Consider the following 16,769-nt stretch of genomic DNA (forward strand, 5'->3'; position numbering starts at 1 on the left):
CGTCAACGAGAGATTCCCACGGACCCGAGGAAACAGGATTCCGCTCAGGATCCGCCGGGGGCAAGGGAAGAAAAAATGCCAGGGTGACCACGACATATGCCGAGCAAACTACCGTTGCTGCATTCCTGCCCTGGCGGGGTTCGTAAGTCCGCATCTCATGGGCCCTGGCAAATTCAAAAATCGTGCGGCGATCTAATCGACGGGAGCGCGCGTGATCAAGCCTTAACCGATTTCTTGAGGGTTGGCTCGAAGAAAATCGAGCTTTGCGGGTGTCGCGGGCAAAGTTGAAGGCTTAGATCACGCCAGAATGCCGTGAGCGACATGCCCGAAGACGTCGGTGAGCCGGTGATCGCGTCCTCCGTGCCTGAACGTCAACTGTTCATGATCGAAGCCCAACAAGTGGAGGATGGTGGCGTGCAAATCGTGCAGATGAACCCCGTTCTCCACCACGCGATATCCGTAGTCATCTGTCGTTCCGTAGGTGAGTCCCGGTCGCACCCCTCCGCCAGCCATCCAGGCACAGAAACTTTCGGGCTGATGTTCGCGCCCGTGCTTTTCCAAGGGTTGCGTTCCACTGAGGTCCTGGCTCCAGGGCGTTCGCCCGAACTCGCCGCTCCACACGACCAGGGTATCCTGCAATAACCCGCGGCCTTTCAGGTCCTTCACCAGAGCGGTCACAGGCTGGTCGGTCTGGGCGCACATGCGGGGCAGACCGTCGCGGATTTGGCCATGATGATCCCAGCCGTCCATGGTGACTTGAATGAAGCGCACGCCGGCCTCCGCGAACCGCCGCGCAAGCAGGCACGCGCGCGCGTTGCGATCTGTGGGCTCTTTGCCCACGCCGTAGAGGTCCAGAGTTGTTTGGGATTCACCCGCAAGATCGATCCATCGGGGCGTTTCCGTCTGCATGCGAAAGGCCAGTTCGAACGATTGGATGACGCCCTCCATCTGGATGTCGGGGCCCGATCGTCCAACAAGCCCCGCATTCATGGAGCGCAACAGTTCCAGGCGCCGGCGCTGGGTGGCGGCCGGTGCGGAGGCGTCGCTGAGGTATTGAATGGGAAGGTCGGTCGGTCCGCTTGGCTTGGCATTGACCTTGGTTCCTTGGTGAATGGCGGGGAGGAAGGCGGAGCCGTAATTGCGGGAATCGCCTTGCGGATTGAGGGTGATGAAGCTGGGGAGATTCTGATTTTCGGTTCCCAAACCGTAACTGACCCAGGCGCCCAACGAGGGCCTCAGTGACAGGAAAGCGCCGGTGTGCAGTTGCAGGGTCGCCTGGTCATGAGAACGATTGTCCGCGGACATGGAGCGTACCAGGCAAAGATCATCGGCGACGGTGGCCAGATGCGGCAGCAGGTCGGACATCACGATGCCCGCTTGTCCGCGCGGGGCGAAGGGAGACATGGGGCCGAGGGACATGGAATTCTCGAGTCCGACGGTCGCTTCCTTTCCGAGAAACGGGATGTAGGGTTTATTGCCTTCTTCAGCTTTGAGGCGGGGTTTGTTGTCGAATAAATCGTGCTGGGAAGGCCCGCCGGCCATGAAAAGAAAGATGACGCGTTTGGCCCGGGGGCCAAAGTGAGGGGCGCGTGGAACCAGGGGATTGGCGTCGGCCATGGCCCGTTCTGTGAGCAGGGCATTCAACGCCAGGGAACCGAACCCGCAGGCCGTGGTCTGGAGAAAGCGGCGTCGGGATGCAAGTGAAGCCTTCATCAATGTCCTCGGGGTTTACAGTTTGAACAAGAATTCGTTGGAGCAAAGCAGCGCATGACAAAGCTCGGTCCAGGCGGCCCGTTGTGGGTGAGTGGCCTCCGGGGGAGGCTCGGCCAGAAATCGCTCGGCCCGATGGATTTCGTCCTGCTCGGGCGCGCGTTGGAGGACCCTTTGATAGAGGCGCGTCATGCGTTCGCGGTCAGGAAGGCCTTCCGGTCCGAGCGCCCATTCGGCGAGATGACCGGCATGGGTTTTCATGAACCCACTGTTGAGCAGGAACAGCGCCTGGGTGGCGACGCTGGTGGAGGGACGCTGGCCCGTCATTTCGGTCGGAGGGACGAAATCGAAGAAATTTCTCAACTCGGCGGGGCCGGGCTGTGCCCGGGAGCGGACGACCGGGAGATAGATCGTGCGCAGGCGATGCTGTTGCTCGGGGAAAATGCTGGTGCGAAAGCTGATCGGATTCGGGTCTTTGGGGTCGAGCCCGCCAACGTTCTCCAGAAGATGAAGGGCGAGGGCGGGGCCGCCCGGAGCAGGTAGAAGCCGGCCGGTGACGGCGAGAATGGCGTCGCGCAGCGATTCGGCGTCCAGCCGGCGTGAAGGCATGCGGGACCACAACCGGTTGTCCGGATCAGCCTGATGTTTGCCGGGATCGTGGGAACTGGCCTGAGCGTAGGTGCGGGAAAGAGCGATTTCTCGAAGGATCCTTTTTTGAGACCAGTTCCCGTGGATCAACGATTGCGCGAGGTAATCGAGCAACCCGGGGTGGACCGGAGGATCCCCGCGGGTGCCGAAATAATCGACTGACCGGACGAGCCCTTCTCCCATCATTTGTTTCCAAAGTCGATTGGCGAGGACGCGGGAAGTGAGCGGATGGCGCGGTTGGGTGAGCCATTGAGCAAGTTCCAGCCTTCCGCTCGCGTGCGGAGGGATGGCGGGTGGAGGATCGGTTTGAACGACACGGATGAATCCGCGAGGCACCACGCGACCCGGTGTTCGCGGGTTGCCTCGTTGATGGATCGGGCCGTCGGCCGGCTCCGACGATTCCCGAACTGCGTAAGCGACGGAGGCTTTGGGAGCGATAAACGCCAGATGATGCAGGCGCGTTTGCAACTGACCCAACTGCTTCTCCAACTCGGCCTGTCTGGGTTTCCCATTCTTTTCCGCGCTGGTCGAGGCAGTCGGGGCGTTGGTGGATGCCTGGGACAGGGCGGTTTTTACCCGGGAGAGCTCGGCGGAGAGCGCGGCGCGTTCGGATCGAATCTTCTCCACCTGGGCCAGGTGCCGCGCCAGGGATTCCTCACGCCGAAGCCGATCCTCGGGAGGCTCGGGCAGCTCGGAAACCAGGATCGAGCTCCAGACCCCCCGGTCTGTCATGAACGAGGATTCGGTGCTGTTGAAGATACCTGCCATGCCGTAGTAGTCCTCGAGGCGGATCGGATCGAACTTGTGGTCGTGGCAGCGAACACAACCGAGAGACTGGCCGAGGAACGAGGCGCCGATTTTCTGAATTTGATGATCGACGATGTCCGCTTTCAACTGGGCTTTGTCTCCCGTGACGATGTGGATTTCCCCGAGCAGGAGGAATCCGGTGGCAATGATGGCCTCCTGGCGTTCCCGGGCATCCCGCAAAGGCATCAAGTCCCCCGCGATCTGTTCGTGGACGAAGCGGTCGAAGGGTTTGTCTGAATTCAGCGCTTGGACCACGTAGTCACGGTAACGCCAGGCGTACGGGGCGGGCACGTCGTTGACGGTGCCGAGTTGGTCGGCGTAACCCACGAGATCCAGCCAATGCCGCGCCCAGCGTTCGCCAAACGCGGGTGAAGTCAGGAGCTTGTCCACCACCTTTTCCCGGGCTTCCGTCGAAGGGTTGGACAGAAAGCGGGCTGCTTCGCCTTCATCGGGCGGCAAGCCGGTGAGATCGAAAGTCACCCGGCGCAACCAATTCTGAGGCGCGGCATCGGGGGCGGGGCGCAACCCCGACGCTTCCATTCGGGCCAGCAGAAATCGGTCGATGGTGTTCCGCGGCCAGTCGGCCTGGAGTACGGACGGAGGAACGGGGGAAAGGATGGGCTGAAAAGCCCAATGCGCCGGCGGAGGCTCGGCCAGTTGCGCGTCACCGGGAAGCAAGAGAAGCACGGAGGCCAGCCCGAACCATCCGAAAATGCCGCGCTCGCCGACGCTAATGATGCGTCGGAGGCGGGAAGCGGGGAGTCTTGGTTTCCCGAACATGAGTCATCGAGAAACCTAACTCAAACGACCATTGAAGCCAAGCAATCTTCGAAGGAGATTCGGGGCGGCCGTGTATCCCGATGTTGTCGGTGATGCGCGAGGCAGCTTTACGGAGCGGCCTTCACTCCGCTTCAAGGTGTGTCTTCAATGGGGGTTGGCAGCTTCAACGGGCAAGGGTGCTGACAGGGCGAAAGCATTCACCCAGGGCGGGCCATGGAGCGGGAGGAGATCGCCGCGGCCCATTGGCGCGAGCGGAAGCGCCGTGAACAGCGCGCCCCGACAACGTGCGGATCCGCCGGAGAGAGTGGACGGGACTTTTGATGTTTGAAGTTCGGGGCGGGTTGGGTTTGGATTTCATTCCATGAAACACACGGAAGAAGGAGGAGCCATCCTGGGCCGGACGCGGCGTCATTTCCTCTCCCGCTCGGCCGCAGGCTTGGGCGCCATGGCCTTGGGCTCCCTGCTTGAGCCCGGTTTGGTGCGCGGGGCCGAACGTCTCGCACGTGGCGAATCTTGGCGCGGGGTCCTGGGGGCTCTGCCTTTTCGAGCCAAGGCCAAGCGCATTATTTACCTCTATCAGGCCGGCGGCCCCTCCCACCTGGAAACCTTCGATCCCAAGCCCAAGTTGAAGGAACTGGACGGGAAGGCGATGCCGGAGTCGATGACCAAGGGGCAGCAGATTGCCCAACTGCAAGGGCGTGAGTTGAAATGTCTGGCCCCGCAAACGGAATTCAAACGGTATGGCCAGGCCGGCATCGAGATCTCGGAACTGTTCCCCCGCACGGGCGCGGTCATGGACGAAATCTGCTTGATCCGGTCCCTGCACACCGAACAGATCAATCATGACCCCGCCCACATGTTCATGAACACCGGCTCGATCATTGCCGGACGTCCCAGCATGGGCTCATGGCTGTTGTACGGGCTGGGTTCCGAGGCCGAGGATCTGCCGGGCTACGTCGTGCTGCAATCGGCAGGCAAGGGAGGTCAAATGCAGCCCATCGCGGCGAGACAATGGCACAGCGGTTTCCTGCCCAGCCGTTTCCAGGGAGTGCGGCTTCAATCCAAAGGCGAGCCCGTCCTTTATTTGGATCGCCCGCCCGGGGTCGACCAGGAAAGCCAGAAGCGCTTGGTGGAGTCGGTGCGAGAGTTGAACGTCGCCAGACACGAGGACTGGCAGGATCCCGAGATCTTGACGCGAATCGCCCAATACGAAATGGCCTTCAAGATGCAGGCGAGCGTCCCGAGCTTGGTGGACTTTTCGGGCGAGCCTCAACATGTGTTGGACCTTTACGGTGCCAAGCCGGGGGATGGCAGCTTCGCTTCGAACTGCCTGCTCGCGCGGAGGTTGGCCGAGCGCGGGGTGCGATTCATTCAGCTCTACCACCGCGATTGGGACCATCACGACGACGTCAAGAAAGACGTGCCACTCAAGGCGGAGGAAGTGGACCGCGCCTCAGCCGCCCTGCTGCTGGATCTCAAGCAGCGGGGCATGTTGGACGAGACCCTGGTGGTCTGGGGTGGCGAATTCGGGCGCACTCCGATGGCTCAAGGAAAGGGGCGCGATCACCACATCAAAGGTTTTTCGATGTGGCTGGCCGGAGGCGGCATTCGCGGGGGGATGGCGTATGGAGGAACCGACGAACTGGGCTACGCGGCGGTGGAAAATCCGGTCAGCGTTCATGACCTTCACGCGACCATGCTGCGGCTCCTCGGCATCGAACACACACGGCTGACCTTCCGCTACCAGGGACGTGACTTCCGCCTCACCGATGTTTCCGGAAATGTGCTGAAGGATATCCTGGCGTAAGGTGGAGTCGGCATGGGCGGACGACGGACTTGGGAAGCGTGCACGAAGGGGAATCATCGTTTCCTCGAGCCGACCCCAGTGTGGTCTTGCCACGGCGGACTTGGTTCGTAGGCTTTCGCGCATGCGGATTCTTTCGGGCATTCAACCCTCGGGTGCGCTGCATTTGGGGAATTACTTCGGCATGATGCGTCCCGCCATCGATCTGGTGGAGCAGGGGGAAGCGTATTACTTCATCGCGAATTATCACTCGATGACCTCGCTGTTCGATCCCGCCGAACGGCGGCGCCACACCCTGGACGTGGCCCTGGATTTTTTAGCCTGCGGACTCGATCCGAAGCGGGCGGTGTTTTTTCGGCAGAGCGATGTTCCGGAAGTGACGGAATTGACCTGGCTCCTCACCACCCTCACGCCCATGGGATTGCTGGAGCGGTGCCACAGCTACAAGGACAAGCTGGCGAAGGGGATCTCCCCCAATCACGGCCTTTTTGCGTATCCCGTGCTGATGGCCGCGGACATCCTGCTTTACGATTCGAATGTGGTGCCGGTGGGCCGGGATCAGAAACAACACGTGGAAGTCACGCGCGATATCGCCATCAAATTCAACGAACTCTACGGCCCGACTTTTGTCCTCCCCGAACCCCGCATTCGGGAGGAAGTGGCGGTGGTGCCCGGCACCGACGGTCAAAAAATGAGCAAGAGCTATGGCAACACCATTGAACTCTTCGGGGAGGAAAAGACCTTGCGGAAGAAAATCATGAGTTTGGTGATGGACAGTCGCTCTCCCGCGGAACCCAAGCCCGACGCCGGCAAGAACATTGCCATCCAGTTGCTCAAACTCGTGGCACCCCCCGAGGTTTCGCGGGAGGTCGAGGACCGCTTGCGGACGGGCGGGTTGGGCTATGGCGATTTGAAGAAGACGTTGTTCGAGCATTGCTGGAACGTATTCGCGTCTGCCCGGGCCAAACGCGCGGAACTCGCGGCGGATCCCGCTTTCGTGGAATCTGTGCTGCGGGACGGAGCGCAGCGGGCTCGCGGGATCGCCCGTAACGTGCTCGCCCGGGCTCGTCTCGCCTGCGGCATCGACTGAACCCTGTGACTACGACCCCTTCGGCTCCAGCCCCCGCCACCGCGAAACTGCGCGTGGAATCCGCCGATTTCCTTCGTGGCGCCGTGATGATCATCATGGCGCTGGATCACGTGCGTGGATTTCTGAGCAACGCGGGAGTCGATCCGGTGGATGTTTCGCGGACCTGGCCGGCGCTGTTTTTCACGAGATGGATCACGCATTTTTGCGCTCCGGTGTTCATCTTTCTCGCCGGAACCAGCGCCTGGTTTGCGGGCACTCGCCGCACCAAGGCGGAACTTTGCCAGTTCCTCTGGACGCGCGGCCTGTGGCTGGTGTTCCTGGAACTCACGCTCGTGCGATTCGGATGGCGATGGGAGTTTCGCTTTCACGAATTCAACGCGGGCGCCGTCATCTGGGCGATTGGCTGGTCCATGGTTTTCCTGAGTTGCTTGATTTTTTTACCCACCCGGGTTGTCGGGGGATTCGGGCTGGCCATGATCGTGCTCCATCACACGCTGGATGGCGTGAAATCGGATGCTTGGGGCTCCGCCGGATGGTTGTGGAAAGTCCTGCATGAGGGCGGTTTGTTCGACACCCCCTGGGGTGGAAAGTTCGCGGCGAGTTACCCGCTCATCCCCTGGATCGGGGTCATGGCGGCCGGGTATGCGTTCGGTTCGATTTTCGCCTGGGATTCCCCGCGTCGAAGGCAGTTCTTGTTCCGGGGCGGTGCGGCCATCCTCCTGGGCTTCGTGATCTTGCGCGCCTGGAATGTCTATGGCGATCCTTCCCGCTGGAGTTCACAAAGGGACGCGATGACGACCCTGATGTCCTTCTTGAACTGCAGCAAGTATCCACCCTCCTTGCTCTATCTCGCCATGACGCTCGGACCGGCCTGGCTCTTGATGGGATGCATCGATCGTCCGCTCGGCGCTTGGGCCAAGCCTGTGCTGGTTTTCGGAAGAGTGCCGCTGTTCTACTATCTCCTCCATTTGCCTCTCATCCACTTGATCGCGATCGGTGCGGCGATGCTTCACGGGCAGGAATCCGCGCTAAAGTCGCTGCTGGGGGCGGGTGGTGAACGGCCGGGATTCGGGTTTCCCCTTCCTTGGGTTTACCTGATTTGGATTGCGGTGATGCTGCTCTTGTATCCGGTGTGCGCTTGGTACGCCCGGGTCAAGGCGAAATCGAAATCGGCTTGGTTCAGCTATCTATGAAACTGCATGTCATCCATGACGCGCGCTGCGCCGGTTACCACTTCCGAGGGCATCCGGAACGCCCCGCGCGGGTTTCGCGCACGGTCGAAAAGTTGAAAGCCCAAAGCGACATCCCCATCGTGTGGGAAAGCCCCGCGTCCGTGGTGGAATCGAGCCTTCTGCGAGCGCACAGCGAAGGGCATTTGAAGGTGATCCGGCATGCAGCGGGAGATTTCGATGGGGACACCCCGGCGTCGCCGGATATCGGCGAGCACGCGGAACGTTCGGTGGGGGCGGCTTTGAAAGCTCTGGAACTTGCCCGCCGGGGCGAAGCCTCGTTCAGCTTGATGCGCCCCCCCGGCCACCACGCCCTGCGAGACCGGGCCATGGGGTTCTGCTACTACAATGCCGTGGCGGTGACGGCCTTGGAGGCTCTCGCCAAGGGAATGGATCGAGTGGCCGTCTTCGATTTTGACGTTCATCACGGCAACGGCACGGAGGCCATTCTCCTGGATCATCCCGGCGCGCGCTTTTTCTCCGTCCACCAGCATCCGTGCTATCCCGGAACCGGCACGGAACATCGCGGCAAGAATTGCTTTAATTTCCCCGTCGCGCCCCGCACGCCGGCGCCGAAATATCGCGAGGTGCTGCGGCGAGCCCTCGACGCAATGATGGCCGGCCAACCGCAGTTGATCTGCGTTTCGGCGGGGTTCGACGCGTTCGCCCGGGATCCCCTGGCGCAAGAGACTCTGGAGGCAGAGGATTTTCAGTGGATGGGCGAACAGCTTCGCCGCGGGGGCGTTCCTTTTCTGAGCCTCCTGGAGGGTGGTTACAGTGTTGAACTACCGGAGTTGATTCTGGCCTATCTCAAGGGCGTGACGGGTCAATAGCGGCCGCCCCGATCCCATGTCGCGCCTCCCTTTTGAGCTCTTTCTGGCCTTTCGCTATCTGCGGCCGAAGCGGACTTTCGTCTCGGTGATCACCCTACTTTCCGTCATTGGCGTGACCCTGGGCGTGGCCGTGCTCATCATCGTCATCAGTGTGATGAGCGGATTCGATCGTGAGATGAAGGACAAGATTTTGGGGTTCAATTCTCACCTCAAAGTGATGTCCTCCCAGGGCACCTTGAAAACTCCGCGGCAGGTCGCGGAGAAGGTATCCGCCCACCCCAGCGTCACGGGCGTTTCTCCGTTCGTGATGGGGCAGGTGTTCCTGGAGGCCCATTCCGGCGATGGAACCTCGCGGGTCCTGGCTCCCGTCGTGCGGGGAGTGGATCCGGTGTCCGAACGACGCGTCAGTCGAATCCCCGATTCGATGGTGGCGGGTCAATTCGACGTGCGCGGCAATGGTGTCGTCCTCGGCGTGGAATTGGCGCGCAAATTGCACCTGCAGGTCGGCGATTCGATTTCCATTTATTCGATTCGGAATTTGAAGGCGATGAAGGATGGCGCGCAGCGGGGCATGGAGGAGGTGGTGTTGCCGGACGATTTTGAAGTGCGCGGGATTTTCGACATCGGCCATTTCGAGTATAATGAGCTGTACGTGGCCACTTCAATGGGGAGCGCGCAGGACTTGTACGGCCTGGGCGCGGACGCGCACGGTCTACTCGTCAACGTCAAGGAACCGGAACAGGTCGAACGGGTGCGACAGGAATTGGAGCAAACGTTGGGATCGGCCTTCGAGATCGTCACTTGGATGGACGAGAACGGCCATCTGCTGGACGCGCTGGTCGTCGAAAAGAACGTCATGTTCTACATCCTGTTTTTCATCATGATTGTGGCGGCGTTTGGAATCACGAGCGTGCTGATCACGTTCGTGGTGCAAAAGACGCGTGAGATCGGCGTTCTGAAGGCGCTGGGGGCCACGCGGTGGCAGGTCTTGTGGCTTTTCTTGAGCCAGAGCGTGCTCGTGGGAACCCTGGGCGTGGTGGCGGGCTTGGGCTTGGGCTGGCTGGGGGTGCAGTATCGGAACGAGTTTCTCGTGTTCATGCGTCAAGTCACAGGCTTCGAACTTTTTCCGGCCCGCATTTATAGCTTTTCGAAACTGCCGGCCCTTTTCGTGCCATCGGACATCGCGGCCATCTGCCTGGGATCGCTCATCATCTGCGTGTTGGCGGGTTTGCTGCCGGCGTGGAACGCGTCGCGGCTTCATCCCGTGGAGGCCTTGCGCCATGAATGAGGAAGCGAAGACCACGCCGAGGGAGAAGTCGGTTGAGGTCGTTTCAGTGACGAAATCCTACCGGCTCGGAGCGAGGGTGGTGCCCGTGCTGCGCGGGATCGACCTCGTCATTGCCGCGGGTGAGTTTGTGGCGCTCCGGGGAGCCAGTGGCGCGGGAAAAAGCACGCTTCTGCATCTCATGGGAGGACTGGATCGGGCCGATTCCGGCCGCATTTTTGTGGAGGGCGCCGAGCTTTCCACCCTGTCAGGCGGGGCACTTTCCGCCTTCCGCAACGCGCGAGTCGGTTTTGTGTTTCAAGCCTACTGTTTGCTGCCGGAGCTCGACGCTCTGGAAAACGTCTGCCTGCCCGCTCGGCTGGCACGAGTGGACGCCTCGGAGGCATCGACCCGCGCGGTCTCCTTGCTGGACAAAGTAGGATTGCGCGGAAGGTTGGACCATCGTCCTTTGGAGTTGTCCGGCGGCGAGCAGCAGCGGGTGGCGATCGCGCGTGCCCTCATCAACCGTCCGAAGCTCCTGCTCGCGGATGAACCGACCGGGAATCTGGATTCCAGGACGGGGGCGGAGATTATCGAGCTCCTGATACAATTGCAGCGTGAGGAAGGCGGAACGTTGGTGATTGCGACCCATGACGAGCGGGTGGCCTCGCGAGCCCCCCGGCAAATCGAACTGGGGGACGGCGTCGTGGTTTGATGATCGAACGAAGGATCGCGGCGTTGAGGCTGCTTTAGAGATTGATCAGGAAGCAGCACTTCGGGAGTTCATCCCGTCCCAATCGACGAAACGCAACTCAAACGCGTCCCGCTAGGAATCCCAACGGGATTCCGTCTCGAAGCCCAAGGTTGCGAGGGACGAGCTACCTTGGGTCACAGTCCGCCAATGGAAACCAACCCCAACGGGGTTGTGACGAAATCCTATTTCCGTTTGGCGTGGTAAAGCCACAACCGCGTTGCGGTTGAATTGAATTCCAAACGGCAACCCAAGGTAGCTCGTTCCTCGCAACCTCGGGCTGGAGGACACAATCCCTTTGGGATTGAAGGCGGGATTCCGTGGCCCATTGAGAAAACACGACAAAGAACGAGGCCTATCCTTGATGGATCTGGTGAGTGATCCGGAAAGGCTTTATCGTCTGGACCTTGCGAAGTTTCATGAAGGGCAATTGCCGTTGTAAGCAAATAAACTCCGCCGGGCCGGGGTGTGGAATGGTGAGTAACTTCAGCATCAAGTTAGTCGGAAGGATCAAAGTTTGCGATGGTTCACGGAGGTCATCGGCACAATGGGCGGCGCCTCTTTCATGAATCGGTTCACGTCCGCGGCGAAGGCTTCGACATCCGCTTCCAAGGTATCCCAAGCGCACATGAGCCGGCATCCGCCCGGGCCGATAAAGGTGTAGAATTTCCACCCCTGCTGCCGCAACGCGTGGATAACGTTCGGGGGCAGTTCCGCGAATACCGCATTGGCCTGGACTGGGAAGAGGAGTTTGACTCCGGGAATGGCGGACAATTTGTCTTTCAACAGCGTGGCCATCGCGTTTGCGCGGGCGGCGTGTTTCAACCAAGCTCCATCCCGAAGCAATCCCACCCAAGGGGCCGACAAGAATCGCATTTTGGAGCACAATTGCCCCGCCTGCTTGCATCGATAATCGAATTCCCGGGCCAGGTCTCGATTGAAAAACACCACGGCCTCACCAACCTGCGTTCCGTTCTTCGTGCCGCCGAAACACAAGACGTCAATTCCCGCCTGCCAGGTGATTTCCTTGGGCTTCACTGCCAGCGAGGCCACCGCGTTGGCAAAGCGCGCGCCGTCCATGTGAAAACCGAGTCCGAATCCCTTCGCTTTCGACCAAATGGCTTTCAATTCGTCAGGCGTGTACACGGTCCCCAGCTCCGTGGCCTGGGTGACACTGACCACCCGGGGTTTCGGATAGTGAATATCGCTTCGCTTCAACACCATCCGTTCAACCCCGGCCGGATCGATCTTTCCCGCCGGACCCGGCACTTGGAGAATCTTGGTGCCGTTGGAAAAGAACTCGGGGGCGCCGCATTCGTCGGTTTCCACGTGCGCGGTTTCATGGCATAGAATGCTGTGATAAGACTGGCACATGGAAGCCATGGACAGTGAATTAGCTGCCGTTCCATTGAAGACGAAGAACACTTCGCATTGAGTTTCGAACGTGTCCCGGATGAGGTCCGCGGCTTGCTGGGTCCAGGGGTCGTCGCCGTAACTCACGGCGTGGCCCGCATTTGCCTCCTGCATCGCTTCCCAGGCTTCGGGGCACACGCCCGCGTAATTGTCGCTGGCAAAGTGACGTTTTCGTTCAGGCCTGCTGTCGCGCGTGATCTCGCTCACCCGCGCATCATGAAGTTTCGACAATCTCCAAGTCCAGTCGCGGATGGCTGGCCGTGTATGCCGAGGTTGTTGGTAGGGCGGGCCTGTCCCAGCCCGCCGCCCACTGGATGCAAAACATCATGCTCCGGCGGCGCGCCGGGACGGACGCGCCCTACCTGCATCGCCGGCAACATCGGGATGCACCGGATGGTTGGGGGCATGATCGAACTTCATGGTGACACTTCCCGGGTACTGATTGAGAATGCTCCCATGACTCGAGGTTCCCGGCACCTTGCTGTTCTGGTCCAATGGGGTTGGATTTGCCTTGCCAGCGCCTGGCTCGAATCCGCCGCGGCGGATGCGCGCCCGAACGTGGTGTTGATTATTTCCGATGACCAGGCATGGACGGACTACGGATTTATGGGCCACCCCGCTGTGCGTACGCCGCACCTGGACCGGCTTGCCGGCCGGAGCCGGGTGTTCCGCCGGGGTTATGTGCCGTCCAGCCTTTGTTGCCCGAGCCTGGCCTCGATTCTGACAGGACGTTATCCCCACCAACATGGCATCGTGAGCAATGATCCACCTCTGCCTCCGGGACTCGCCGGTGCCCAGCGTTGGAAGTCCCCGGAATTCGTTCAAGGTCGAAAGTGGATGAACAACGCCTTGGAATCGCAACCCACGCTGCCCAAACAATTGGTGGCCGCGGGTTATCGCAGCTTCCAGGCCGGAAAATGGTGGCAAGGCCACTTCAGCCGGGGCGGTTTTACTCATGGGATGACCCGGGGAGATGAGTTCCAAGGCGGACGCCACGGCGATGAAGGATTGAAAATTGGCCGCCATACTATGGTTCCTGTGTTCGAGTTCATTACCGAGTCCAAGAAGGAAGGGGCACCGTTCTTCCTTTGGTATGCTCCCATGCTTCCGCATGATCCGCACACGCCTCCGGATCGTCTGCTCGCGCGGTATTTGCCTTTAACGCCATCCCCTCACGTGGCGCGTTATTGGGCCATGATCGAATGGTTCGATGAAACCGTGGGACAACTTCTCGCCCATCTGGATCGTGAACGACTCACGCAGGACACACTGGTGGTTTACATGACCGACAATGGCTGGATCCAGCACCCGGACCGACCGCGCTTCGCTCCCCGGTCGAAACAATCGCCCTACGACGGGGGACTGCGCACCCCGATACTCCTGAGCTGGCCGGGACGGATCGAGCCGTCGCGTTGGGATGTTCCGGTGAGTTCGGTGGACATTGCCCCGACGGTGATGGCGGCATGCGGCCTGCCAGTGCATTCAGGGGTGGCGGGGATCGACTTGCGTGACGCGCGCGCGTTGGGCGGGCGCAATGCTGCCTTTGGCGCTTGCTTCACTCATGATGCCGTCGTTCTTGAATCGCCTGTGTCGAGTCTGCGCTGGCGTTGGGGGGTGGTGGGGGAATGGAAGATCATTGTTCCCCATGCGGCGCGCGAACCGGGCGATTCGGTGCAGCTTTATCATGTGACGAAGGATCCGCATGAGCTGGTGAATCTTGCTCCGGTAGAGCCTCGCCGCCTTGATCGCCTCCTTCGAGCCGTCGATGCGTGGTGGGATCCCTCACGGCAACGAACTGCACCGTGACTTCCCCGTCTTGGTGGTGGGGGCACGTGAGGATCTCCGCACGGTTCACAAGGAGGTTTCCGGCCGCCTGATCTTCCCCTCCGTGTCGTGGGGGTGAGATTTCATGTGGAAATCACTTGAGATTGGGTTTGGAGTCTTGAATATTTCCTTCGTTGCGCGTGGTCTTCCAGGTGAAAGAGAAGGGCCAGGCAACAGGGTTGGGGTCGTAGCTCAGTTGGTAGAGCGTCTCGTTCGCAATGAGAAGGTCGCAGGTTCGAATCCTGTCGGCTCCACCAGTCCGAGAAATGGTTTCCGGAGGTCGTCGCCATTCAGCAGCCGGTGCGTGGCGAACGAATGCTGCAAGCTGTGTGGCGTGGCCGGTCTGGGAAGCCGGGCGGTTCGAACGGATTCCTTCCATCATCCGCAATTCAGTGCCGTGGACAAGGCGCAGCGGTAGCGCGAATCCTCCGTGACCACATTCAGCACCCGGATTTGTTCCCTTTGTCGCCTTGGATGGACTTCGGACCGCGCCGTTCACGGCGCCTCAACGTGGACAACCCATCCGCGTGAATTCCCAACCCGTCTCGAATGACGCTCCAGGCTTCCCCCGTAACGCAGACAGCCCTGTCTGCTGTGCCGCAGGCTGCCCAGCCTGCGAGGCGGTGCCAGGCCTATCGCCCCGCAATTCCCCCAGGCGTGCAACCGCAATCCCCGGACCGCGCCGTTCACGGCGCTTCATCGTGGACAGCATCACGACATGATTTGACCGATGAGACTGGAACAAAAATCGAATTACCCGGCATCCAGCGGACTTTTGACCCCCAATCCTGGCTTTGTCATCACATGGGTGTAAATCTGTGTCGTCGAGACATCCTTGTGCCCAAGCAATTCCTGCACCGTCCGAATATCGTATCCAGCTTCCAGGAGATGCGTGGCAAACGAATGTCTCAGGCTGTGGCACGAGGCTGGCTGATGGATCTGAGCCGCACGAACCGCCTCCTTCACCGCTCGTTGAAGCGCCGTCTCATGCACATGATGGCGCCGAATCTGATTGCTCCGTGGATCTCGGCTGGGATGCGAGGCGGGAAACACATATTGCCACCCCCATTGTCTCGCCGCATTCGGATACTTCCTGGCCAGCGCGTAGGGCAGTTCGACCTCACCTTGACCGGAGGCCAACTCCTGCTCGTGCAGCGTTCGCACTCGTCGCAGATGGTTCTCCAAATCCGTTTTTGTCGAAAGCGGTAGCATTGTGACCCTGTCCTTGAATCCTTTGCCGTCACGTACAAGGATTTGATTCTGCTCAAGGAGGATGTCCTTGACCCGCAACCGCGTACATTCCATCAGCCGCAAGCCTGCGCCGTAGAGCAGCCGAGTCATCAGATGCAATGTTCCTGGCTTCATCGCGGCAAGCAGTCTTCGAACCTCTTCCACTGTTAAAACTACGGGCAGCCTTTTCGGCCTGTTCGCGCGGGCTGCGTCGATGGGACCCGGCTCTTGGTGCAGAACCTGTTGATAAAGAAACAACAACGCACTGAACGCCTGGTTCTGAGTGGAAGCTGCGACTTTGCCCCGAACGGCGAGATCCGTAAGAAACGCTTCGATTTCCAGAGCCCCCATTTCACGGGGATGCCGTTTGCCGTGGAAAAAGATGAATCGCTTAATCCATTGAACATAAGTCTCCTCCGTGCGGAATGAGTAGTGCTTCAGGCGGGCGACCTCGCGCACCTGATCCAGAAGCCTGGATTTGGGGTTGGGAATGAATCGTCCCAACCGCTCCGTTGCAGCCTTTGTATCTTGCATACAGAACCACCTCCTGAACGCAAGTTTCTCCTGGACAAGCAGCAAGGCAAGAATATTCTACGAGTATGCTGTCTTTAAAGACAGCTATTAGGCAGTCCAGTTATAGTTAGGCCACATCGTGCGTCGTGCCAGCTATGAGCACTAAACCAGTCCACGGACCAGACGAACTGCGGCATTTGGAACTCTTGAGAGAAGCTCAGCAACTTCTCGCCGACGCCCTAAACTCGTTGGGTGGTAAAACGCCGGCAACCGCCGAAGCAGCGTATCTGGGATGGGCGGCGGTCCATGTGAATCGCGCTGCTGAGGGATACCTGTGGCTTCGAGATTCATGCCGAGTTGCCGCCTCGAAGCTCTTAGTTCGCCCAGCACTCGAAGCGACCTTTGCAGGGATAGCTGTGATAAAGAATCCAAGCCTCCTGTTTCGCAAGGCCTATTCTGAGTGGGAGGAGGATAAGAAGATGTTTGCGACGGATGACATCGGCAGGAACCAGGCCGACAAGGCCTTGGAAGAACTGAAGCGTACGTTCCAGACGAATTGCCCCAACTGTCTCGTCGACTGCAAGCGACTCACTGTTCGCGACGCGGCTGACGCCGCTGGATTCGTCGAAAACTATGAGAGTGCGTATCGCACTTACTGCCAGTTCACGCACGGCGCAATGCGAGCAGTTCTCGGGCATCTCGATGATGCCACGGACGAAATTGACACGCCGATTGTTACTTGGTGCGTGCTTCAGATGCTCGACCATTTGCAAACAGACACACCAGCCCAGATTCCAGATCTCGTCCCGTTCCGGAAGAGGCTGCTTTACCCAGAAGCCACAATCCATGCCGCCTAATCCATTTAGCCGGATC

Annotated in this window: 12 protein-coding genes, 1 tRNA gene and 1 other RNA gene; 9 read left to right on the top strand and 5 right to left on the bottom strand. The window is 60.0% G+C overall.

Features of this window, described 5'->3' with window-relative positions:
- Positions 1–73 precede the first annotated feature (73 nt).
- The 3 genes from ffs to FJ404_08445 form a co-directional block, all read right to left on the bottom strand.
- Positions 74–170, bottom strand: an RNA gene (gene ffs, locus FJ404_08435) — signal recognition particle sRNA small type.
- Positions 171–297: 127 nt separating this feature from the next.
- The gene (locus tag FJ404_08440; GenBank protein MBM3822895.1) at positions 298–1,713 is read right to left on the bottom strand and encodes a DUF1501 domain-containing protein; all 1,416 of its coding nucleotides are present in this window, start codon (positions 1,711–1,713) and stop codon (positions 298–300) included.
- Positions 1,714–1,728: 15 nt separating this feature from the next.
- Positions 1,729–3,945 carry a DUF1549 domain-containing protein gene (locus tag FJ404_08445; GenBank protein ID MBM3822896.1) on the bottom strand — a complete coding sequence of 739 codons (2,217 nt, stop codon included), beginning with the start codon at positions 3,943–3,945 and terminating at the stop codon, positions 1,729–1,731.
- 361 nt (positions 3,946–4,306) lie between these two features.
- On the opposite strand from FJ404_08445, the gene FJ404_08450 reads away from it, so the two are divergent.
- From FJ404_08450 to FJ404_08475, 6 genes are all read left to right on the top strand, one after another.
- A complete protein-coding gene (locus FJ404_08450) occupies positions 4,307–5,752 on the top strand; it encodes a DUF1501 domain-containing protein (GenBank protein MBM3822897.1) in 1,446 nt (481 codons plus the stop codon).
- A 121-nt stretch (positions 5,753–5,873) separates the two neighbouring features.
- Positions 5,874–6,839, top strand: coding sequence for a tryptophan--tRNA ligase (trpS, locus tag FJ404_08455; protein MBM3822898.1), 966 nt, complete (start codon positions 5,874–5,876; stop codon positions 6,837–6,839).
- An 86-nt stretch (positions 6,840–6,925) separates the two neighbouring features.
- Complete coding sequence (locus FJ404_08460) at positions 6,926–8,032, top strand: DUF1624 domain-containing protein (protein ID MBM3822899.1); 1,107 nt, start codon at positions 6,926–6,928, stop codon at positions 8,030–8,032.
- Entirely contained in the window at positions 8,029–8,901 is an 873-nt protein-coding gene (locus FJ404_08465; protein ID MBM3822900.1) for a histone deacetylase, read from the top strand. Before FJ404_08460 ends, FJ404_08465 begins: the two co-directional genes overlap by 4 nt.
- A gap of 16 nt (positions 8,902–8,917) precedes the next feature.
- Positions 8,918–10,189, top strand: coding sequence for an ABC transporter permease (locus FJ404_08470; GenBank protein MBM3822901.1), 1,272 nt, complete (start codon positions 8,918–8,920; stop codon positions 10,187–10,189).
- Positions 10,182–10,880: an ABC transporter ATP-binding protein gene (locus FJ404_08475; protein ID MBM3822902.1), complete on the top strand. Its 699-nt coding sequence runs from the start codon at positions 10,182–10,184 to the stop codon at positions 10,878–10,880. The genes FJ404_08470 and FJ404_08475 overlap by 8 nt, the downstream gene beginning before the upstream one ends.
- A 546-nt stretch (positions 10,881–11,426) precedes the next feature.
- Here the strand turns inward: FJ404_08475 and FJ404_08480 are convergent.
- A complete protein-coding gene (locus tag FJ404_08480) occupies positions 11,427–12,536 on the bottom strand; it encodes a low specificity L-threonine aldolase (protein ID MBM3822903.1) in 1,110 nt (369 codons plus the stop codon).
- 249 nt (positions 12,537–12,785) lie between these two features.
- Here FJ404_08480 and FJ404_08485 point away from each other — a divergent pair, with 249 nt between their 5' ends.
- A complete protein-coding gene (locus tag FJ404_08485; GenBank protein MBM3822904.1) occupies positions 12,786–14,135 on the top strand; it encodes a sulfatase in 1,350 nt (449 codons plus the stop codon).
- A gap of 199 nt (positions 14,136–14,334) precedes the next feature.
- Positions 14,335–14,410: transfer RNA gene (locus tag FJ404_08490), tRNA-Ala, on the top strand.
- Between the two features lie 496 nt (positions 14,411–14,906).
- On the opposite strand, the gene FJ404_08495 is transcribed toward FJ404_08490, so the two are convergent.
- Complete coding sequence (locus FJ404_08495) at positions 14,907–15,917, bottom strand: integron integrase (protein MBM3822905.1); 1,011 nt, start codon at positions 15,915–15,917, stop codon at positions 14,907–14,909.
- 134 nt (positions 15,918–16,051) lie between these two features.
- Here FJ404_08495 and FJ404_08500 point away from each other — a divergent pair, with 134 nt between their 5' ends.
- The gene (locus tag FJ404_08500; GenBank protein ID MBM3822906.1) at positions 16,052–16,753 is read left to right on the top strand and encodes a hypothetical protein; all 702 of its coding nucleotides are present in this window, start codon (positions 16,052–16,054) and stop codon (positions 16,751–16,753) included.
- Positions 16,754–16,769: the final 16 nt, after the last annotated feature.

It is taken from the genome of Verrucomicrobiota bacterium, assembly GCA_016871495.1.
In the GTDB taxonomy this organism is placed as follows: domain Bacteria; phylum Verrucomicrobiota; class Verrucomicrobiia; order Limisphaerales; family VHDF01; genus VHDF01.